Here is a 20,356-nt window from a genome sequence, read left to right on the forward strand (position 1 = left end):
GATGCGTAAATGGTTTCAATATATATTAATAGCAGCAAGTAGTTTTCCAATGACCGTTTTGGCTTCCCAAGAGGGATTAGATAAAGCAGATAATGCCTTTATGATGATATCCACGGCCTTGGTGATTTTCATGATTGTACCAGGTATTGCTTTGTTTTATGGCGGGTTATTAAGAAGCAAAAACGTACTTTCACTTATGGCACAGACGACAGTAATTCTAGCGTTGGTTTCTGTTATTTGGATTGTTTATGGGTACAGCTTAGCATTTAGTGAGGGGAATGCATTTTTTGGTGGATTTAGCCTTGTGATGTTAAAGGGAATTACAGTGGAAAGCTTATCCGCAACAATTCCGCAGTTTGTTCATGTTGCATTCCAAGGGGCGTTTGCATGTTTAACCGTGGCGCTAGTGATCGGAGCTTTAGGCGAGAGGATTAAATTTTCAGCCGTTTTAATTTTTACTGTTATTTGGACCACTTTTGCTTATTTACCTATGGCACATATGGTTTGGGGGGGCGGAATTCTTTCACAAGATGGGGCATTGGATTTTGCGGGGGGAACTGTCGTACATATTAATGCGGCAGTCGCAGGCTTAGTTGGTGCTTACTTACTTGGCCATCGTACAGGGCTTGGTAAAGAGGCGATTAAACCACACAACTTGCCGATGGTATTTATGGGGACATCCATTTTATTTATTGGTTGGTTTGGATTCAATGCAGGATCTGCGGGAAGTGCTGATGGTATAGCTGCTTTAGCCTTTGTTAACACCGTTGCAGCGGCTTCTGGTGCGATTTTATCGTGGACATTGGCGGAATGGATTTTTAGGGATAAACCGTCTTTACTTGGTGCTTGCTCGGGTTGCTTAGCTGGACTTGTTGGGGTCACTCCTGCGGCTGGAACTGTTGGCGTTGGCGGCGCATTAATCATTGGGCTGCTTTCAGGGATTGCGGGGTTATGGGGCGTGGTAATATTAAAACGTAAGCTGAGAGTCGATGATGTTTGTGACGTTTTTGGCGTTCATGGTGTCTGCGGTATTTTAGGTTGCTTGCTGACAGGGGTATTTACCTCAAGTTCATTAGGAGGAAGTGGCTTTGCGGAAGGCATCACGATGCTAAAACAGGTCGGTATCCAAGCGTTTAGCATCTTAGTGTGTGTTGTATGGACCGCTGTTGTTGCATTTATTGCTTTTATGGTTGCAGCGAAGACATCAGGGTTAAGAATTGGTGTCGAAAAGGAAAGAGAAGGTTTGGATATTACTTCCCACGGTGAAAGTGCCTATAACTAAGGCTGCCACGTACTTTTATTTATGAATTCAGGATAAAACTGTGTTCTATTCAAATTGATAATGGCAGTATACACAACACTGCCATTACCTTTTTGCTGAGTAAGTAATCACTTACTTTTCAATCGATGTTGTCTAGCGAGGTTGCCTTTGACGTATAACACCTTCTTGCACAGCTGTTGCAACAAGATCACCTTGAGGATTGTAAATTTGCCCTTTCACAAAGCCTCTTCCGCCAGACGCTGATGGGCTTTCGACTGCATAAAGTAACCAATCATCGATTTTAAAAGGGCGATGGAACCACATTGAGTGATCAATGGTCGCGACTTGTAAATCTCTTTCCATAAAACCACGACCGTGGGGCTGTAAAGCGGCAGGTAAAAAATTATAGTCAGAAGCGTAGCCTAATAAATAATGATGTAGTGAAGGTATATTGGGTAATTGCCCTTTAGCTTTAAACCAAATATAGCGGAATGGCTCTTGAGGTGGCGCATCAAATGGGCTGTAGAATTCAACTGGCCTAAATTCGAAAGGGTTAGGCCTTAAGGCATATTTTTTGACGGCTTCAGGCAATTTATCGGCCAATGCTTGCACAATATCATCTTGAGAAATTAATTGAGAAGGAGGTGGAACGTCAGGCATCAAGTTTTGATGTGAATATCCATCTTCTTGGGTTTGAAATGAAGCCGTCATAAAGAATATTGGTTGGCCATTTTGAATGGCACTGACACGGCGTGCACTAAAACTTCCACCATCACGTAAAATTTCCACGTCGTACACAATAGGGCGAGAGCTATCGCCAGGACGTAAGAAATAACTGTGAAAAGAGTTAATAAAGCGATCTTCAGGAAGCGTTTGTTCAGCGGCATACATGGCTTGCCCAACAACTTGACCACCAAAAACTTGTGGTAAACCAAGGTCTTCGCTTTGCCCTCTGAAAATACCTTCTTCAATTTTTTCTAGTTCAATGAGGCTAATTAAGTTCTGTAATTCTGGGCTCATAATTACCTTAATACCGTTAAAAATAATGAGATGTCGGTATTTTCCCATTATTTTACCAAAATAGGTAGATAGATTGTGTAAGGGTAAACTAACGCTTACTTGCAGTTACAATTTGAAATATTATTTTGTTATTTTATTCAAATTGGTTATACTTTTTTCAATTCCCACATCAAAAAAAGATTCTCCAATTTCAAGTTTTTTAAATATGTTATTAAACATTGCCTTATAGGTCATAATTATGATGTTCTTACGCTACTTAGTTAGCTTTATATTTGTTTTTTCTTTAATCGGCTGTGAAGGGAATAACACGAAGCCAGGTGAAAAAACATTGAATAGTAAAACTAGCCATAACAACCAAACTGTTGATTCAGGAAAAATCGAAGGGCGTGTTGTGATTGTGCAGAGCTCTGTTATACCTGCAGGTGCGGTTATGACTGTTACGCTTGCAGATACTTCAATCACGGATTTGCCTGCGCTTATTTTGTCTCAAAAATACTATGATTCATTCAATAATCGCCCGACCATACCTTTTGAGTTAACTTATCATAAAAATGAGGTAAGGCCTGAAGGTAAACTGACTGTGAATGCAACGGTTAATGCTGATGGAAAGCTGCTTTATATCACGGATTCTGTGGTTGAAGTGATTAATAATGGTGTCACCAAAAATATTGAATTATTAATGGTGCCTGCCAATTAACGTTATTTTTATCGCACCTAATTTTTCGATTTTACGGTTAATAGGTTGTCTTTTTTGTGTAATAAATCAGCACTTAGCCGCAGTATTCTTGCTATTTAAACGGCGATCGAGCATAATACATTTGCTTCGAAAGAAGCATTCAATGGGGGCTCTGTTGGTTCTCCCGCAACGCTAACTTGTTAACTTGGTCAGGTCCGGAAGGAAGCAGCCATAGCAGGGGTCGTGTGTGCCGGGATGTCGCTGGCAGGGCTCCCACCCAAAATTTCATTTCTTACTTTATCCTTTAATATTATTTAAATTCATTCAACCCAGTGCTAATAACTAATAAAGTTACCTTTAATTTATTTAACATTTAAATTTTATATAAGTGTTAAGGTGGTTTTGTGTTTTTAAATAATGCCTAATATATAAATAGAACAAAGTTAAAAATATCGCATTAATTGTTAAAATGAGTTGCTTTTTAAGTTTGAGAGGAAAATAAACAGCGTAAAAGGGGTATTAGCATTAAAATAATGCCAATAATTGTGTTTGAATAATAATGAGTTCAGCCGATAAATGTTGTTACCGGCTATAACCATTTACTATCTGTGCGTGTTTCTAAGATATTATCTAACAAATTTCCAAACAGAAGCTGGAATTTTATCGTAGAGTTTATTCATTGTCAGTTCAGCAAGGCGATGATCTGCTGCTGAGTAGAACAATTCCAATTCATCATCAGATAATTCATACTTGTTTTTTTCAATCACTCGCTCAAGTGTTTCAATTGTTGTGCATTTTCTTAAACGCATCAGATAATCAGATTTGGTCATAACGCCCTTTCTTTTATGAGAAATAACTCGGTAATATACAATATGATAGTTAGACTAAAGATAAATAAAGTCTTTAAGTTTTGCTGGTTAGACATTTTAGATCGTCATCCAGCACAGCGACAAGGTTTTGATTCATTGTTTCCCAATCAATAATTTCACTCAATGTGATGACAGGGCTACCAAATAAATCGTAAGTCTCATCGAGATATTCTTCGATTAATGAAATAACAAGATTTTCTTTTGGATATTTGATTTTAAATCGCCAAACAAATGCTGCGATGTGCTCTATGAGTTCATTAAGCGCCGCGCTTTGGTCAGAGCTTAAGTCATTAATCCAATGTGTATTTGTTTGTTGTAAACTTAAAATAGCGTCCCGATTCAGACTATTACATAAGTATTTAAGTTCTGCTATATCATGTCTTTTGGGTGAGTATTCATCCATAATCACCTCCGCAGGCGAATCTGACGTTTGCTATGTATCTTTTATATCAATAATACAGCCATAATAACTAATTAAAAGCACTTATGTTCAATGTAAAAACATGGGTTGTTAATATATTGAAAAATATAAGGTTATTATAAAAACATTGAATGTTTGAAGGTTTATACTATTAACATAAGTAATATTCAAATACAGACTAGCAGTGAAAACCGCCTCAGTGTAAGAGCAATAATATCACTATTATGACATAAGTCACCCTCTATTAACCACTTTTTTCTACTTTAGAGGGGATACGGGATTTTCTGACTAAACACAATTTTATAGTGTATTTAAATCACCCGTGTATTTTAAATACAATCAGAGATGAAAGTTGACATAAGACAGCTTATAAAAAGTATTACTCCATTCAGAGTATTTAAATAGTTTTATTCAACCTATTAGATGAGGTATTTAAAAACCTTCACAAAATGAAGTAAAGGTTTTTAAATTAGGTTGCAACTTAGAGATAGAGATTTAATGTAACGCCAGGTTTCAGGTCTGCCATTTTGACTCCAGAGTTCCAAGTCATTAAATCATTCAGCTTGATCCCGTGGCGTTTTGCAATACTGTAATAAGAATCACCCTTGCGAACTTTGTACACTGTGCTTTTACGACTATTAGCGACTGGTGCGGCACCTGAAACTTTGAGCATTTGGCCTGGTTTAATCACGCTAGCTGTTTTAAGGCCATTAAGCTTCTGAATGTTTTTCGCTGTCGTATTGAATTTTTGAGCAATACTGGCGATAGATTCACCTTTGCGGACTTTATACGTGGTGACCTTGGCACGATTTTGGCGAGCCGTTGAAATCGCTGTTGGTTGTGTTATTGCTTTAATTTGTTGATTTTGCACAGTGGCAAGGCGAATTGTTTCTAAAACCTCTTGGTCTGTTAGTGAGGTTTTAAATTGCTCTGCTTTTGCAGTAGGCAACATAATATAGTGTGGCCCTGTGGGAGATGTAATCCCTCGGGTATAACCAGAGTTGTAGGTTTTGACGGATTCAACTGTTAACCCTGCCAGCTCAGCCGCTTGGGATAAGGTAATTTGTTGACCGACATCCACTTGTGTTAGTGCTCTATTTTTATTGCTTGTCGGTAAATTAACTTGATACTGCTCTGGATTTTTTAATACTTTACTTAGTGCTAAAATTTTAGGGACATACTGTTTAGTTTCTTTCGGTAATGATAGTGACCAAAAGTCAGTTGGAAGGCCAGCTGCTTCGTTCTTTTTAATCGCGTTTTGTACACAACCTTCACCGCAGTTATAAGCCGCTAAAGTGAGTGCCCAATCATGGCCGAACATCACATTTAGGTTCTCGAGTAAATCAAATGCAGCATTGGTAGATGAAAGAACATCTCTGCGCTCATCAACCCATTGAGTTTGTTTTAACCCATAAGAGCGGGCTGTGATTGGCACTATTTGCCACAAGCCAGCGGCTTGTGCTGGGGAGGTCGCTTTGGGATTAAATGAACTTTCAATAATTGGGATTAAAGCGAGTTCCATCGGGAGGTTACGTTCATTAATTTCGTCTACGATGAGGTACATATAAGGCTCAGCCCTTAATGCCACATCGTAGACAAAACTTTGTTTATTCATATAACTGTTGGCCATTTCCCTAATTTGTGGGTTATCAGGGATGTCCATTTTTAATTCATCACTAATATAGCCCCATAAGTCATAATCAACTTTAGATTGTTGTCGACTAGCCGCTTGGTTATGTGAAGCAATGGTTTCAATTGTATGATTTACTGTGGGTTTATTCTGCTTAACTTTTTTCGGGGTAGTTTGGCATCCAGCCAGCAGAACAATGGCGATAAGCGTCGCGATTATCTTCATTTTTTCTATTGTTCTTCATTTTAATGTTTAAAAGTCGAACAATAATACTTACCCCACCCCGATATGACAATCAATAAACTTCAATATTGGTCTTTTAATTGACGTAACAGGGTAAAAACGGCCCTCAAAGGTGGATTTTGCATATTAATTTGCAATTTTTTCTGTAATTGCTGATTATCACACTGAAGAAAAATATTTATCTTTTTCTCTGTTTTCAATGTGGTAGGTACTGTAGGTTGATGTTTGTCACGCATTTGCGTTATCTTTTGTAAATATTGTGTAATTGCTTCATTTTCAGGCCAAATATGATGCGCAAACTTTAGATTTGATAAAGTATATTCGTGGGCGCAACAAATGAGAGTGTCATCGGGCAGGGCAGCAATTTTCTGAATAGATTGATACATTTGTTCTGGCGTACCTTCAAAAATACGGCCGCAGCCTGCGGAAAATAAAGTATCACCGCAGAATAAATAAGGTGCTTGATAGAAACCAATATGGTCAGTGGTATGCCCAGATAAAGAGATAACCTGGAAGTTGAAGTGATTGACGACGACGTTATCGCCATCTGCAACTAATTCAGTTGCGCCTTTATCTGCGGTTTCTTTTGAACCAAATACAGGTAACGTTGTAAATTTGTTTAAAATATCTTCCACACCACCTGTATGATCATTATGGTGATGGGTTAATAAGATGGCGACAGGGGTTAAGTGCCTCTGGGTGATTATTTCGAGCACAGCCTCTGCCTCCGCAGGGTCAACGATGATACACTGTTTTTGGTTATCTGCTAAAACCCAAATATAGTTATCATTTAAAGCGGGGACTCGAATTAACTCCATAATGACCTCGAAAACTGTTTAATAGGGGAATGTCATGAAGCCTGCGCGTATTGATAAAAAAATTCAAATGCCCGTTAGTTGGTCTGATATTCCTTTTGGCGAACAATACCAGCAAGCCCTGGAAAACCAGCTTCGTCCTTGGTGGCCGAAAATGTTTGGTTTTCATCTCCTTAAGTTAGGGCATTTAAGCACTGAAATCCATACCGAAGAATGTCTAATCTCCCATCAATTCAATGTGGGGGAGAACGACCCTCGCTTTAATCTTATTGCGCAGCCCGATGCTTTACCTTTTACAGCAAAGTCGATTGATGCTTGTTTAGTCTCACATTGTTTAGCATATAGCCATGATCCACATTGGCTATTGAGAGAGGTTGACCGCGTATTAATCGATGATGGTTGGCTGATTATTACAGGGTTTAATCCATTTAGCCTCGCAGGGTTAGCAAAGTTAGTTCCTGTTTTACGTAAAAGACAGCCTTATTGTAGCCGTTTCTTTCCATCGGTTAGGGTATTTGATTGGCTGAGTCTATTAAATTATGAAGTGTTATATCATCGGAATTGCCACGTAATTCCATGGATGAGCCCGCAGCGGTGGATCAATAAAAGCGGTGGTGGAATTGGTGTGCTTAGTGTCATCGTGGCGAGAAAACGAACATACCCGCTCACGCCAACACCATTAAAATTCAAACAACCGAAAATGAAAATTGGCACCGCATTAGGGGCAGCAAAAGAGTTAAGTAAACGCACGAAAAAGCCAAGTGCTTAGTCTTTTGCGGGTTGATATCCAGTGTCTTCTTTTGTTGGAGATGATGCAGCTTCGCGTGCTAACTCATCACATTTTTCATTTTCAGGGTGGCCTGCATGGCCTTTCACCCAGCGCCAATCAATCGTGTGGGGTTGGATTGCTTCATCAAGACGTTTCCATAAGTCCACATTAACGACTGGGGATTTATCGGCTTTACGCCATTGCTTACGTTTCCAGCCATGGATCCATTGAGTAATACCTTGGCGAACATATTGGCTATCTGTGGTTAGGATGATATCACATGGTCTTTTGAGGGACTCAAGGGCAACAATGGCAGCAAGCAGCTCCATGCGATTGTTAGTCGTCATAAAATAGCCGTCACTGAGCGTTTTTTCATGTTGTTGATAACGAAGGACAACACCGTATCCACCTGGTCCTGGATTACCCAAACAGGAACCATCCGTGAAAATTTCTACCTGCTTTGTCATTTCTGGTACACTCTATAATATTCATTCACCTCTAGTTTGACACAAAATACCATTATGAGCACGGCGATAACCCGACAAATTGTCCTTGATACTGAAACAACAGGTATGAATAAGCTTGGTGTTCATTATGAAGGCCATAATATTATTGAAATTGGCGCGGTTGAAGTCATTAACCGACGCTTAACTGGTCGTAATTTCCATGTTTATATCAAACCGAATCGTTTAGTGGATCCTGAAGCTTTTGAGGTTCATGGGATCAGTGATGAATTTTTACAAGATAAACCCGTCTTTGCTGACATTGCTGATGAGTTTCTTGAATTTATTCGAGGGGCAGAATTAGTTATTCACAATGCGCCCTTCGATATCGGTTTTATGGATTATGAGTTCCGTAAACTCAATAGAGGGATCCCACCCACAGCCGATTTTTGTACTATCACGGATAGTTTGGTGTTGGCACGAAAGTTATTTCCAGGTAAGCGCAATAACTTAGATGCCTTATGTGACCGTTATTTAATTGATAACTCTAAACGTACGTTGCACGGCGCTTTACTCGATGCTGAAATTTTATCGGACGTGTATCTTGCGATGACGGGGGGGCAAACGTCGTTATCATTCTCGATGGATGCCGAATCAGCAAATAATGAGCAAGCATATGAAATTCAACGTATTGAACGACCTTCAAGTGGTTTAACTGTGTTATATGCTTCTGATGAAGAACTTATTGCTCATGAAGCTCGCCTTGATATTGTTGATAAGAAAGGTGGAAAACCTTGCCTTTGGCGGCAGTCTGATGAAGAAGAAATTTTGCATTAGTTTTGAGTGGTTTTTGCTAAGCGTAATAAAGGTGCGGTGATTTATCCTATTATTTGGGCTAAAAACTGTTCAACTGCGCGATTTTTCAAGAAAAAGTATTGACTGCTTAATGAAGTGTTCGTAATATGCATGGCGTTCCCAACAGGGAACATTCGGAGCGGTAGTTCAGTTGGTTAGAATACCTGCCTGTCACGCAGGGGGTCGCGGGTTCGAGTCCCGTCCGTTCCGCCAAACATTGAAGCCCTGAGCATTTGCTCGGGGCTTTTTTTTATCTTTTTTATGCGAATTCTACTTTGCATTTTATCGTAATTTGCCCTTCACATAAATTTTGTTTCATTAATTCATATCGTAACAAATTGGTGTTATACGCATAGAATGCGTTTATTGTTTTTGTATATGACGATTTTGCAACGCATACTGCTAGTAAGGCTCATATTTTTGATTTCGAACAGTAACACATTTTATTTCATTATTAATATAATGACGGTAATTAGGTGCTTTTTTATGCGTTATTGTGACGATTAAAAAATGTTTTTTTTTATATCATTGATGAACTATTTCAGTTTGAAATGTTATTCTAACAATCATTCTCATTTTTATAATGCTTAGAAAAGTTGAAAAGTAAAGAGTACATTTTCCTTTCCCAAAGATAAACTTGGCGTACTCGATCTTAACACTAGATATTGAATTTTTTTTAGGTGAAAAACCTTAATACTCGTATTTGGTGTTAAATCCCCATTCAAATAATACATTCCATGCCAATTTGTAACAAAATGAAAATGCCTATTAAATTGGGTGTCTCTAATATATATTTAAAAAAATAAGTAATTATATCTATAACTTAATTCGCGCATATTAAAAACAAAATAGCAACATTTAAAATTAATCTATTAATCACATAGTTACTTATTAATTTAATACTCTGATTACGTGTTTTTTGTTGTTTTTAGATAGGGAAATGTTGCAGAAAAAATATTTTGATAGCCGCGGGCTATTGTTTTTTTGTTTTTTAATAGTTTTAAACATTTTTACACGATTTTGTATCCATTTATATTATTAAGAACAAATTAGTTACGAATAATTAATTTTTGAATTATTTAATCAAGAATATAAATATATTAATAATTAGCTTTTATAGAGTTATACGAATTATTTCACCGTTGGGAAAGTTTTGGAAATGCTTATGGAATCAAATAAGTTAAGTTATTATGCTGGTTTTTTCTTACGAAAATCTAGACGAGAAAAAAATCTAACTGGTAAGCAATTAGCAAAGTTAATGCGTGTAAGTCAGCAACAAATTTCTCGTTATGAAACAGGTAAAACACCGTTAACCTTAGATCAATTACATCAGCTATTATCTCTACTCGATAAAAGTTGGGTTGACCTTATTCTCTTTGTTCAAAATGAAAAAGAGAATGAGAATAATTTAAAAAACGAAATAGAAGAAAAGGAAAGCTATTCATTAGGTCGGTATTTAATGGATTTTGTATCTAGTAAAGAATAATAATTATATTACGTTAATTAAAGAACAGTGGTCAGATTATATTTTATAAAAAACACAAGAAAGTGTTTTTTATACTATGTAATTTTCTATTTGTTATATTTTGAATATTAATTAGAGAGAACAATATGTTTAATAAAAAAATGGCATCTGTATTATTATCTGGGATTATTGCTGCTTCTTTTGCTACTGTTGCAAATGCAGATACGCGTACTGCTCAAGCGACAGCAACATGGCAAGCAACTGCAATTAAAGACACAACAAGTATGTTAGTTGTTACCCCACTTAAAAGTTTGACTTTCAATTACGCTGAAGGACAAAAAAGCTTTAACCAGCAAAACGGTGCATTTGATATTGCTATCCAAGGCCAAGCAGGTGCAACTGATTTTAAATTAACATCAAAAATTATTGCAAATACCTTAGCAAGAACAACTGATGATTCTACATTAGAAGTTGGTGTTAAATGGAATGGTGCAGATTTAGACTCGACTACTGATACAACTTTAATTGATGTCGCACAAGGTATCACTTCAGGTTTAGACAACTTAGCTGCAAATGGCTCTTGGGATGTTTCAGACCGTTCAACAGACCGCGGTGAGTTTACTTTCGTTATTGCTAACGCGAAAGCAGCTGGTGTAGACGCAGAATTTAAAGATTTAGCTGATGGTGTTTGGGATGGTGATGTAAAAATTCAGTTTACAGCAAACTGGGAAGGTAGCTTCACTACTCCATAAGTTAGATCGTTAATTAAATAATAAATTTTATATTACGATAAAGAGAATATAAGGATGTTGATCTTTATCGTTTTCTATTTGAGTTTTTATAATGAATAAAATCACATTTACAGTTATTTTATTATCCATGTTACCGTTAAAAAATAGTTTTGCCGTTAACGTTGGTAATATTACGGAAATTATTTCTTCAGGTGAAGAAACCTTAGCAAAAGAAATTGAAAATACTGTTGATGCGGCAAGATTGGTTAACTTAAGTATTGAAAAGATAGACTCTCCACTTGAGGGTGGAAAGGTTATCCCTATTAACGATCCTAACGAAATACTGTCAACACCAGCGAACATTATACTTCCAGGCAAATCACGAGATATTTTTAAAATTATCTATCAAGGCCCGAAAGACGAACAGGAACGTTACTACCGGTTAAACTGGACAGATGACCCAATTAGTGAAAGCGGAATGACTAAAAGTACCAAGTCAGCGTCTGCAACGACATCCGCAACAATAAGTACAATTTTAGTCGTAGCACCAAGGATTGAAAGTTTTAAATATAATTATGATAAAAATAAAATAGCTAATTTAGGGAATAGCTCTTTTCGGGTTGTTGCATCAGGCCCTTGCTTAACCGAAAAGTTAAAATATGGCGCAGAAGGTATTTGTCGTGAACGTTATTATCTCTTACCTAATTTAGCCGTTAACCTTCAGTTGGTTGATATAAATAATAAAAAAACAAGTATTGGTATTTGGCACAAAGGGGAGTTTATTGTTGTCAAATAATTAGGGTTGGGTCTTAATTATGCGTAAAAGTGTTATCGCGTTATCAATAATGAGCTTTATTTTTTCAAGTACTCTTTATGCTAAAGATATTAAGCGAATTAAAATTGGTGGGTATGTTATTCCTCCTGCTTTTGTTTTGGCTTTAGAGGAAGGAATGTCGGTGCCTGTGTTTCTACGTTTAAAATCAGATGATGGGAAAAATCAAAGTGAAGATAAAATTGCAGATGCCATCATCATTATAGCTGAAGGGAAGATTAAACTTGCCAATATTCATTTTATCGACACAAATAAAGGCCCCAAAATACAACCTTTGCTGATTGAAAGTTTAGAACAAAAAAAAGATGTTTTCTTTAATGAGCTTAATAATATTGTCGTTGATAAAAATGCAGTGCTGCAATTGAATATTGCTTCGTTTAATTTATCTCTCGATGTTAATAAAGAAGCGATTGCCGCTAATGAAAAAGTCAGACAGTTTGCATTAGGTGATTCTTCCGTTGACACTTTTTCGACGGTTGCGAACTATGATCTCGGTATTTTTGAAAGTCAGGTAAAAAAAGGAAAAAATTCATCAAGCAGTTATTTTAACTTAGACACGTTATTTGCGATTGCAGAGCACCATATAAACGTGAATGCATCAGCATACAGTATTGGTAAATCGAACTCTGATATTGAGCTTTATCGGGCAATGTATGAGCGTGACTTTAATGGCCTACGTTTTGCCATCGGGTTAATGAGTACGTGGAACTTGCAGTCTATTGCGAGTTTAACAACCTTAAATCGCAGTAAAATATATGCGGCATCTATTGGAAATAATGCTTCAAGTGTCGTAGTCAATAAAAAATACTCCCTGACACCAATTTATGTCTTTTTAAATAGTCCAGGCGAAGTGCGAATTTATCGTGATGAAAAATTATTAAATATCCAGAACTTTCCAATGGGAAGTTATGAAGTGGATACCAGTATTTTGCCCTTTGGTATTTATGACGTAATGATTGAAACTGTTGTTGATGGCAAAATTGTGACATCACAGCGTCAAACAATTAATAAGTCATTTAGTTCAAGTGGTGCTGATTTTGACAAGCTTAGCTGGGAAGTTTATGGCGGATATATCGATTTTGATAAAAAACGTTATGTCAGAGGGAAACAAGCAGAACGCCAACCATTAGAAAAAAGTTATTTGTTCGGGGCGTCTGTTGCAAAAAATTTCCCAGTGTTGTCTGGGATAAATTTTCAAATGTCGAACTACGGTTATGACAATTATTTAATTAATGAAAGCAGTATTAACCTTTCATTGAACCAATATGTCTCAATTTCTTGGCAAGGTATGGTGGAGAATCATGGCAGCTTTAGGAATATTGCGACAGTATCAACCAGTGTGCCAGACGGCTATGGCTCTGTTTGGGCTTCGAAAGAAAAAGCGGTTATTAAAGGTGACCTGCCTATTTATGATTCAAATAGCGAATCTTATGGTGCGACGTTGAACCTTGATAAGCTTGTTGACCGAGCAGGGTCATTTACCATTAGCAGTACAACAGATAAACGTATTGGTAGTGATTCAATTAACTATGAATATTCAAATACACTATTTTCAGGCCGCTATGGCACGATTGGATTAAGAACAGGCGTCCAGCGTTACCATTATGATGACCAAAAAAGCCTGAATGAAAAATTTATCAGTCTTGATTTTTCATTACCGTTATCAACATGGTTAAGTACAGGTCTATCTTCAAGTAATGGCAATATGAAAGCCAATATTTACGCGAATAAACGTTTCGAAGATTCTGTTATTACCGATATCGGGGGATCTGTTTCTAAATTAGTGCGCGATAAAAATAATGGAGAGTCTGATTTCTCAACGATGGGTTATGCCTCCTACGAAACGAAATATAACTCAGGGATGCTAACGGTTAATCGACCTGATAATCAAAGATTGAATGGTAACTTTACATCTCGTGGTTCGTTAGCCTATAGCGATGGCACCATTATGCCCAGCGGGCAACAAGGGAAGTCGGGCGTCATCATTAATTCGGATATTTATGGGGCAGGGAGTATGACCGCTCGAGTTAATGGGCAAAGTTACCCAATTAGTGGAAAAAATACGTTTATCCCTTTATCGCCTTATTCAGACTATGACATTCAATTAATGAATAATGAGAAGTCTAAAGACAGTTTTGACATTGTGTCTGGGCGAAATAAGTCTGTCACTTTATACCCTGGGAATATTGCTATCTATAAACCAGAAGTTAGGCAGTTAGTAACGGTATTTGGCCGTTTGAAATCCCCTAATGGTGAATTTATTAAATATGCGTCTATTCGTAATCATATTGGTCGTACGAAAACGGATCACAATGGTGAGTTTTCAATGGATGTTGATGTGCGATATCCCGTTATTTCTCTTTTACAAGAGGATGAGCAAACTATATGCGAAGCTGATTTAAATTTAGAAGGTGCTCGAGGCGCGTTGTGGCTAGGCGATGTGACTTGCGACCCGCAGCGTACAGTCGCATTAAGGCAATGAGAATTTTATGATGATTAAACCGATTTCTTTTCTGTCTCTTAGTAGCATGATATTCAGTGCTTTATTCAGTTCAACGGTGGGTGCCGTTGCACTGAGTAATTCCATTGTTTTTGTTGAGAATGGTGTGGATGATGAATATTTTGTCACACCGAGGTCGTTAGACCCCCGCTTTACTGGCGCAAATAAATTTTCTCGTTATTCAGCAAAAAACCAAGAAAGTTTAGGGTATATGGGCTACACCAATACTTCGATTCGAGCAAATCAGAATGTGGATATTTGGTTTGAAAATTCCCCTATTGATGGCCCATTTATCGGCAACCGTTGTATGCGTAATTATTGCAACCGAGATACAGGTTATTGGCCTGCACAATACGTTGGTCGAAATGGTGCATATAAAATTGTGCAGGACAATACATTGGGAGAAGGGGCATACGCGCGAGGTATTTTTAGCGAATCAACCTATCAATATTTTAGACAGATGGCTGTTGGGGCGGTTGAAACCTACAGTTATCGTGCATGCATGACCGACTTGGATTATGACCCAGCGAAAGGGGAAAGTTGCCAAAGTGTTGGCGGGCGAATTATTGCATCCCATGAATTTACGATTACTAAATCTGCCCATATTAAGCTCAGCTCTACTGGGGCAATGCAAGAGGTTTACATTGACAGCAATGGGAACCCAAGCTTAGGCCCTGGCGAACAATTTTGCCGAATTGGCGTTGTCGCTAATGTCAATGGCTTGATTTGCCAAGTTGTAAAACACGAGACATCAGGGGATGTTTTTGCCAATGTTATATTGAGTTTAAAAGTTAACTCAACGCTGATCCCATTTACTGTTGCGGGCGCATCAATAAAAATTGGGCCTGATGATGGCTCGAATATTTGGCGTAATTATAATTCAACATATGCTGCCAATACGTATTTTAAAAGTTCGAATCAGTATGTTTCTATCTTTTTTTCCAATACGTTCTTTAAGCAGTTAATAACAAATAATGTGGATTTTACCAATAGCCAAGACTTTTTTACCTTTTCGTTTACTAACCCCGCAGCGGCGCCACAGTCAGGGTATTATGAATTTACGCCATCAAACCAGCTAGTGATAAAACCACGCGATTATAGTATCAGTATTGTGCCTGCGGATTATATTCCAAACCCGTCAAAGACAGGAAAGATTGGCCCAGAAGAACCGCCGATTGAGTTTAACTATATTGTGACGACCAGTGGGCCTCGGCAGGCTGACTCTATTACCGCAAGAGTAGAAGGCCCAACGGTAAATGTGAATGGTCAAAACTTTTGTCTGTTCAGTTCAGACGATGATAAATTCCGCGTGCCATTCTCGGCTTATTTATCATTTAAAAATGCTTCAGGTACAGAGGAATCTTATCGTTCAAGTTGTGATGGCACAGAAATATCGATGAATGACGCCTTATGGGCAGAAACGCCGTGGGATATCCCTAACCAAGATTTAGGCTCCTTCTATCGAACCTATCTAGATTTACGTTTTCCGATGAATGACTCTAATTCGTTGTTTACTTTGGATGGCATTGATTGGTTAGGAACGGTATCGGCCAGTGGAACCGTTGTTGTGAAAGCGATTTGGACGGGGCCTGATGTGCATCTATAAGCATGAATTGATGGTGTTATTGAAAAATAGTATGAGAAGAATAAACACAAAAAAAATTTTCGGCTTTGTATTATTTGGGGCGATATTTTCATTCTTTGGTCAGGCGCATGCACTGTATTTGAGCTCAGATATTTCAGCACTTGAGCCGAATAAAAGTTTTTTTTCGAAGGCCTACATCAATGATACAAAAAAGGTGAATTTATATACATTTAGCGCCTATCAAATAGATAAACCAGATATTCAAGAGCAGGGAAAGCCAATAGAAGATGGCGAAATTATTTTTACGCCCTTAAAGAAAATCTTATTACCTGGCGAGCAAGAGTATTTTAAAATTTTTTATCGAGGTAAAGAAGATAATCAAGAACGGTATTATAAAATTGTAATTAGTGAAACATCACTTGATGTCGAAAACGATCTCGCACAAAAACAACAATCGTTATTTTATCCAACAGTGAGTTTAGAAACTTACTTTGTCGTTAGACCGAAAAATATTAATTTCCAATATGCTATGGATGCTAATGAGGGAGTGTTAAAAAATACAGGGAATACTTATTTCAGGGTATTGGTTCACGAAAGCTGTGAGGTAAAAGATGATGAGCAGCCATTGGTTCTCAATCTGTTACCACAACAAGAGTTTCGCCATAATATTCTAAAGAAAAAAAGCCGTAAGTATATTGTTATATTTGATAAATACCATTCTATAGGCAACTGCGATTAGCCTGTTTAAAGTTTCATATTATATGATTAGCCAGTAATGCTTATTGTTACTGGTTTTTTTTTCAATTCAGGTTACACATTGTTTCTTGATAATAGCTAACATATTTCATTTTAATGCGCAGCATGAAAATTATGTGAGAATTAATTTTTATCTAATTATTAGGTTCTCATTTGAATTTAATATCGTGTGCTTTTCTTTATCTGATAATTCAGGAGGAAAATAATTATGGCATTAAATAGTGAATTAAAAAATTATTTAGAATCTACGATTAATACCGTAAATTTACCTGAAACCCCTTATTTTAAAGCATTATGTGCAGGTGAATTATCTCAAGAGCAATTTGTAGAAACGCAAAATGAGTTCGCGACAATGGTTTTTTTCTTTAGTCGCCCAATGGCACAAATTATCGCAAACGTTCCTGATGCAATACCGCGTATTGCCATTGTCGAAAATCTTTGGGAAGAACATGGGCAAGGAATTAAAGAAAATGTTCATGGTAATACGATCTTAACATTAATCTCTCGTCTTGGTGGTGATACTGCCAAAATCAATATTCACCAGCCGCCATTGAATGCGCGTATTTTTAACGAAACAATCCGTAGTGTTTCTTCGTTCTCAGATTACCGCTTTGCATCAGCGGTATATGCAGGTATTGAGCGTACATTTGTTGATGCATCAACTCTCATTTATGAAGCAATCAAGAACTATGGTTGGCTTGAGGAGAGCCAAATTACTCACTATGGATTACATAAAGAAATTGATATTGAACATGCTGAAGATTTTTTGAAAGTGGTCAATGAAAATTGGCTTGAACCAGAGGCTCAAGATTTAATTAAAGAGGGGATTAAATTTGGGAGTCATTTACTGACAAACGCTTATACAAGCTTCTATTACAGTTTATCGTAATCTGAGAGCTATTTTCTGAAATTTTATTTTCAAATAAGGTGCGAATTATCGCACCTTATTTGCTATTTTTGTTATTGGAAGGCGTGTTTTTACGTAAACTCAAACAAAAATATTCGGGCATATTGAGGCACTTTTTTGCTTAAAACTTTGTCAATTATCACTAATGTGGCAGCTAAATGTGCTAGATGCATAAATCACCTTGATCCCAGACAGTGAACTCAGGTTTAATAAGGTTAGTCACTTGCGCAAAAATGTAAGCCTTAAGGGATATTTTGCGCAATGGAATGGATTCAGCTTTGCGGCAGTTCAATTTATTAGCGATCTGCTGCCATGAACATAGCAAATATTGCGGTATGGGTAGAATTGGGTTACTTTCAATCGCTCTATTCGTGAAATGCTCAATTTCTTGTTGATACGCTATGGCCCTTAGAAAAAGGAACATGGGGTGATGTATCGGTAAATTGGTGTTTTTCGTTATAGCGAAATCAAAGTAGCACTATCCGTATTGCGTTGTAAAAATTGGTTTAAGTACGTTTTTATCCTACCTGGAGTATACTGATGACGACTCGTAAAACCCTTGCTAATGCTATCCGCTTTCTAAGTATGGATGCGGTTCAAAAAGCAAAATCAGGGCATCCTGGCGCGCCAATGGGCATGGCTGATATTGCTGAAGTACTGTGGCGTGACCATATGAATCATAACCCAGCAAACCCACACTGGGCGGATCGTGACCGTTTTGTGCTGTCAAACGGCCATGGTTCAATGCTGATTTATAGCTTGCTGCACCTCACTGGTTATGACTTATCTATCGAAGAGTTAAAAAACTTCCGCCAATTACATTCTAAAACACCGGGCCACCCAGAATATGGCTATACTCCAGGTGTTGAAACAACAACGGGTCCTTTAGGTCAAGGTATCGCAAACGCAGTCGGCTTTGCGATTGCAGAGCGCACATTAGCGGCGCAATTCAACCGTCCTGGCCATGATGTTGTTGATCACCACACTTATGTCTTCATGGGTGATGGTTGTATGATGGAAGGTATCTCGCACGAAGCATGTTCTTTAGCGGGTACACTGAAATTAAATAAACTGATCGCATTCTATGATGACAACGGCATCTCTATTGATGGTGAAGTTGAAGGTTGGTTTACTGATGATACCGCTGCGCGCTTTGAGTCTTATGGCTGGCATGTTATTCGTGACATCGATGGTCACGATGCATCGCAAATCAATGCTGCCGTCAATGAAGCGAAAAAAGCAGATAAACCAACGCTGATTATGTGCAAAACCATCATTGGTTTTGGCTCACCAAATAAAGCGGGTTCTGAATCTGTTCACGGTGCGCCATTAGGTGATGCTGAAATTGCAGCAACACGTGAAGCACTGGGCTGGAAATTCGGTCCTTTCGAAATTCCACAAGATATCTATGACGCTTGGGATGCGCGTAAAGCAGGCGAAGCGAAACAAAAAGCGTGGGATGAGAAATTTGCAGCTTATGCGGCGAACTTCCCTGAACTAGCGGCTGAATTTACCCGTCGTATGAACGGTGAATTACCTGCAAACTTTGATGCAGAAGCGAAAAAATTCGTTGAAACACTGCAACAAAACCCTGCCAATATTGCTAGCCGTAAAGCATCACAAAATGCATTGGAAGCTTTCGGTAAAGTATTACCTGAGTTTATGGGCGGTTCTGCTGACTTAGCACCAAGTAACTTAACCATGTGGTCAGGCTCTAAAGCACTGAACGTAGACCCTGCGGGTAACTACATCCATTACGGTGTACGTGAATTTGGTATGTCTGCCATCATGAATGGTATCGCATTACATGGCGGTTTCATTCCTTACGGTGCAACCTTCCTGATGTTCGTTGAATACGCGCGTAATGCTGTGCGTATGGCTGCGCTGATGAAAATTCGTAGCATCTTTGTTTACACTCACGACTCTATCGGTCTGGGTGAAGATGGCCCAACTCACCAACCTGTTGAGCAACTGGCAAGCCTGCGTGTGACGCCAAACGTCAGCACATGGCGTCCGTGCGACCAAGTTGAGTCTGCGGTTGCATGGAAATATGCAGTTGAGCGTAAAGATGGCCCAAGTGCACTGATTTTCTCTCGTCAGAACTTAGAGCAGCAACCTCGCACCGCTGAGCAATTAGCGAATATCGAGAAAGGGGCTTACATTCTGAAAGATAGCGCAGGCACCCCTGAGCTTATCTTTATCGCAACAGGTTCTGAAGTTGAGTTGGCAGTGAAAGCCGCAGACCAACTAACTGCCGAAGGCCGCAAAGTTCGCGTTGTTTCAATGCCATCTACGGATGCATTTGATAAACAAGATGCTGCGTACCGTGAAGCTGTTTTACCTGCAAATGTTAGCGCTCGTGTGGCTATCGAAGCGGGTATCGCGGACTACTGGTTCAAATACACTGGCTTAAACGGGGCTATCATCGGTATGCATACCTTCGGTGAATCCGCGCCAGCGGAAGAACTGTACAAAGAGTTCGGCATCACCGTAGAAAAAGCAGTTGAAGCAGCGAAATCTCTTCTGAAATAAGTAAGTTAATGATGGGGTATTCATGCGTTGAATGCCCTGTATGTGC

The 20,356-nt window shown here is 38.3% G+C and carries 18 protein-coding genes, 1 tRNA gene and 1 other RNA gene; 14 read left to right on the top strand and 6 right to left on the bottom strand.

Annotated elements, in window-relative coordinates; genetic code table 11:
- Position 1 precedes the first annotated feature (1 nt).
- Positions 2-1,282, top strand: a complete 1,281-nt coding sequence (gene amtB, locus ACE2AL_RS03665) for an ammonium transporter AmtB (protein WP_206084616.1) — start codon at positions 2-4, stop codon at positions 1,280-1,282.
- A 132-nt stretch (positions 1,283-1,414) separates the two neighbouring features.
- On the opposite strand, the gene tesB is transcribed toward amtB, so the two are convergent.
- Positions 1,415-2,281, bottom strand: a complete 867-nt coding sequence (tesB, locus tag ACE2AL_RS03670; RefSeq protein ID WP_206084617.1) for an acyl-CoA thioesterase II — start codon at positions 2,279-2,281, stop codon at positions 1,415-1,417.
- Positions 2,282-2,519: 238 nt separating this feature from the next.
- Here tesB and ACE2AL_RS03675 point away from each other — a divergent pair, with 238 nt between their 5' ends.
- Positions 2,520-2,978 (top strand): YbaY family lipoprotein, encoded by a 459-nt coding sequence (locus tag ACE2AL_RS03675; protein WP_206084618.1) that lies wholly within the window; start codon positions 2,520-2,522, stop codon positions 2,976-2,978.
- A 152-nt stretch (positions 2,979-3,130) separates the two neighbouring features.
- Positions 3,131-3,227: signal recognition particle sRNA small type (gene ffs, locus ACE2AL_RS03680), an RNA gene on the top strand.
- A gap of 356 nt (positions 3,228-3,583) precedes the next feature.
- Here ffs and ACE2AL_RS03685 read toward each other — a convergent pair.
- The 4 genes from ACE2AL_RS03685 to gloB form a co-directional block, all read right to left on the bottom strand.
- Positions 3,584-3,787 (bottom strand): HHA domain-containing protein, encoded by a 204-nt coding sequence (locus ACE2AL_RS03685; protein WP_004905417.1) that lies wholly within the window; start codon positions 3,785-3,787, stop codon positions 3,584-3,586.
- Positions 3,788-3,860: 73 nt separating this feature from the next.
- Positions 3,861-4,229 (bottom strand): Hha toxicity modulator TomB, encoded by a 369-nt coding sequence (tomB, locus tag ACE2AL_RS03690; RefSeq protein WP_225820328.1) that lies wholly within the window; start codon positions 4,227-4,229, stop codon positions 3,861-3,863.
- Between the two features lie 499 nt (positions 4,230-4,728).
- Positions 4,729-6,102, bottom strand: coding sequence for a murein transglycosylase D (gene mltD, locus ACE2AL_RS03695; RefSeq protein WP_206084622.1), 1,374 nt, complete (start codon positions 6,100-6,102; stop codon positions 4,729-4,731).
- 80 nt (positions 6,103-6,182) lie between these two features.
- A complete protein-coding gene (gloB, locus tag ACE2AL_RS03700) occupies positions 6,183-6,938 on the bottom strand; it encodes a hydroxyacylglutathione hydrolase (protein WP_206084624.1) in 756 nt (251 codons plus the stop codon).
- A 34-nt stretch (positions 6,939-6,972) separates the two neighbouring features.
- On the opposite strand from gloB, the gene ACE2AL_RS03705 reads away from it, so the two are divergent.
- A complete protein-coding gene (locus tag ACE2AL_RS03705; protein WP_206084626.1) occupies positions 6,973-7,704 on the top strand; it encodes a class I SAM-dependent methyltransferase in 732 nt (243 codons plus the stop codon).
- On the opposite strand, the gene rnhA is transcribed toward ACE2AL_RS03705, so the two are convergent.
- Entirely contained in the window at positions 7,701-8,171 is a 471-nt protein-coding gene (gene rnhA / locus ACE2AL_RS03710) for a ribonuclease HI (protein ID WP_206084630.1), read from the bottom strand. The genes ACE2AL_RS03705 and rnhA overlap by 4 nt on opposite strands.
- 54 nt (positions 8,172-8,225) lie before the next feature.
- Between rnhA and dnaQ the strand changes: the two genes are divergently transcribed.
- The 10 genes from dnaQ (at position 8,226) to tkt (ending at position 20,310) form a co-directional block, all read left to right on the top strand.
- Positions 8,226-8,984, top strand: a complete 759-nt coding sequence (dnaQ, locus tag ACE2AL_RS03715) for a DNA polymerase III subunit epsilon (RefSeq protein ID WP_272539005.1) — start codon at positions 8,226-8,228, stop codon at positions 8,982-8,984.
- 154 nt (positions 8,985-9,138) lie between these two features.
- A tRNA-Asp gene (locus ACE2AL_RS03720) sits at positions 9,139-9,215 on the top strand.
- Positions 9,216-10,167: 952 nt separating this feature from the next.
- Positions 10,168-10,488, top strand: a complete 321-nt coding sequence (locus tag ACE2AL_RS03725; protein ID WP_206084634.1) for a helix-turn-helix transcriptional regulator — start codon at positions 10,168-10,170, stop codon at positions 10,486-10,488.
- A 125-nt stretch (positions 10,489-10,613) separates the two neighbouring features.
- Entirely contained in the window at positions 10,614-11,219 is a 606-nt protein-coding gene (locus ACE2AL_RS03730) for a common pilus major fimbrillin subunit EcpA (protein ID WP_206084636.1), read from the top strand.
- Positions 11,220-11,310: 91 nt separating this feature from the next.
- Entirely contained in the window at positions 11,311-11,994 is a 684-nt protein-coding gene (locus ACE2AL_RS03735; protein WP_206084638.1) for a hypothetical protein, read from the top strand.
- Between the two features lie 19 nt (positions 11,995-12,013).
- Positions 12,014-14,512, top strand: coding sequence for a TcfC E-set like domain-containing protein (locus ACE2AL_RS03740; RefSeq protein ID WP_375083988.1), 2,499 nt, complete (start codon positions 12,014-12,016; stop codon positions 14,510-14,512).
- A gap of 7 nt (positions 14,513-14,519) precedes the next feature.
- On the top strand, positions 14,520-16,136 hold the full coding sequence (locus ACE2AL_RS03745; RefSeq protein WP_241017468.1) for a fimbrial protein: 1,617 nt from the start codon (positions 14,520-14,522) through the stop codon (positions 16,134-16,136).
- A gap of 31 nt (positions 16,137-16,167) precedes the next feature.
- On the top strand, positions 16,168-16,854 hold the full coding sequence (locus ACE2AL_RS03750) for a fimbrial protein (RefSeq protein ID WP_206084646.1): 687 nt from the start codon (positions 16,168-16,170) through the stop codon (positions 16,852-16,854).
- A 225-nt stretch (positions 16,855-17,079) separates the two neighbouring features.
- Positions 17,080-17,760 carry a TenA family transcriptional regulator gene (locus ACE2AL_RS03755; RefSeq protein WP_375083990.1) on the top strand — a complete coding sequence of 227 codons (681 nt, stop codon included), beginning with the start codon at positions 17,080-17,082 and terminating at the stop codon, positions 17,758-17,760.
- A gap of 558 nt (positions 17,761-18,318) precedes the next feature.
- Positions 18,319-20,310: a transketolase gene (tkt, locus tag ACE2AL_RS03760; RefSeq protein WP_206084648.1), complete on the top strand. Its 1,992-nt coding sequence runs from the start codon at positions 18,319-18,321 to the stop codon at positions 20,308-20,310.
- Positions 20,311-20,356 lie beyond the last annotated feature (46 nt).

The sequence above is a fragment of the Providencia xihuensis genome, from assembly GCF_041953405.1.
GTDB lineage: Bacteria > Pseudomonadota > Gammaproteobacteria > Enterobacterales > Enterobacteriaceae > Providencia > Providencia vermicola.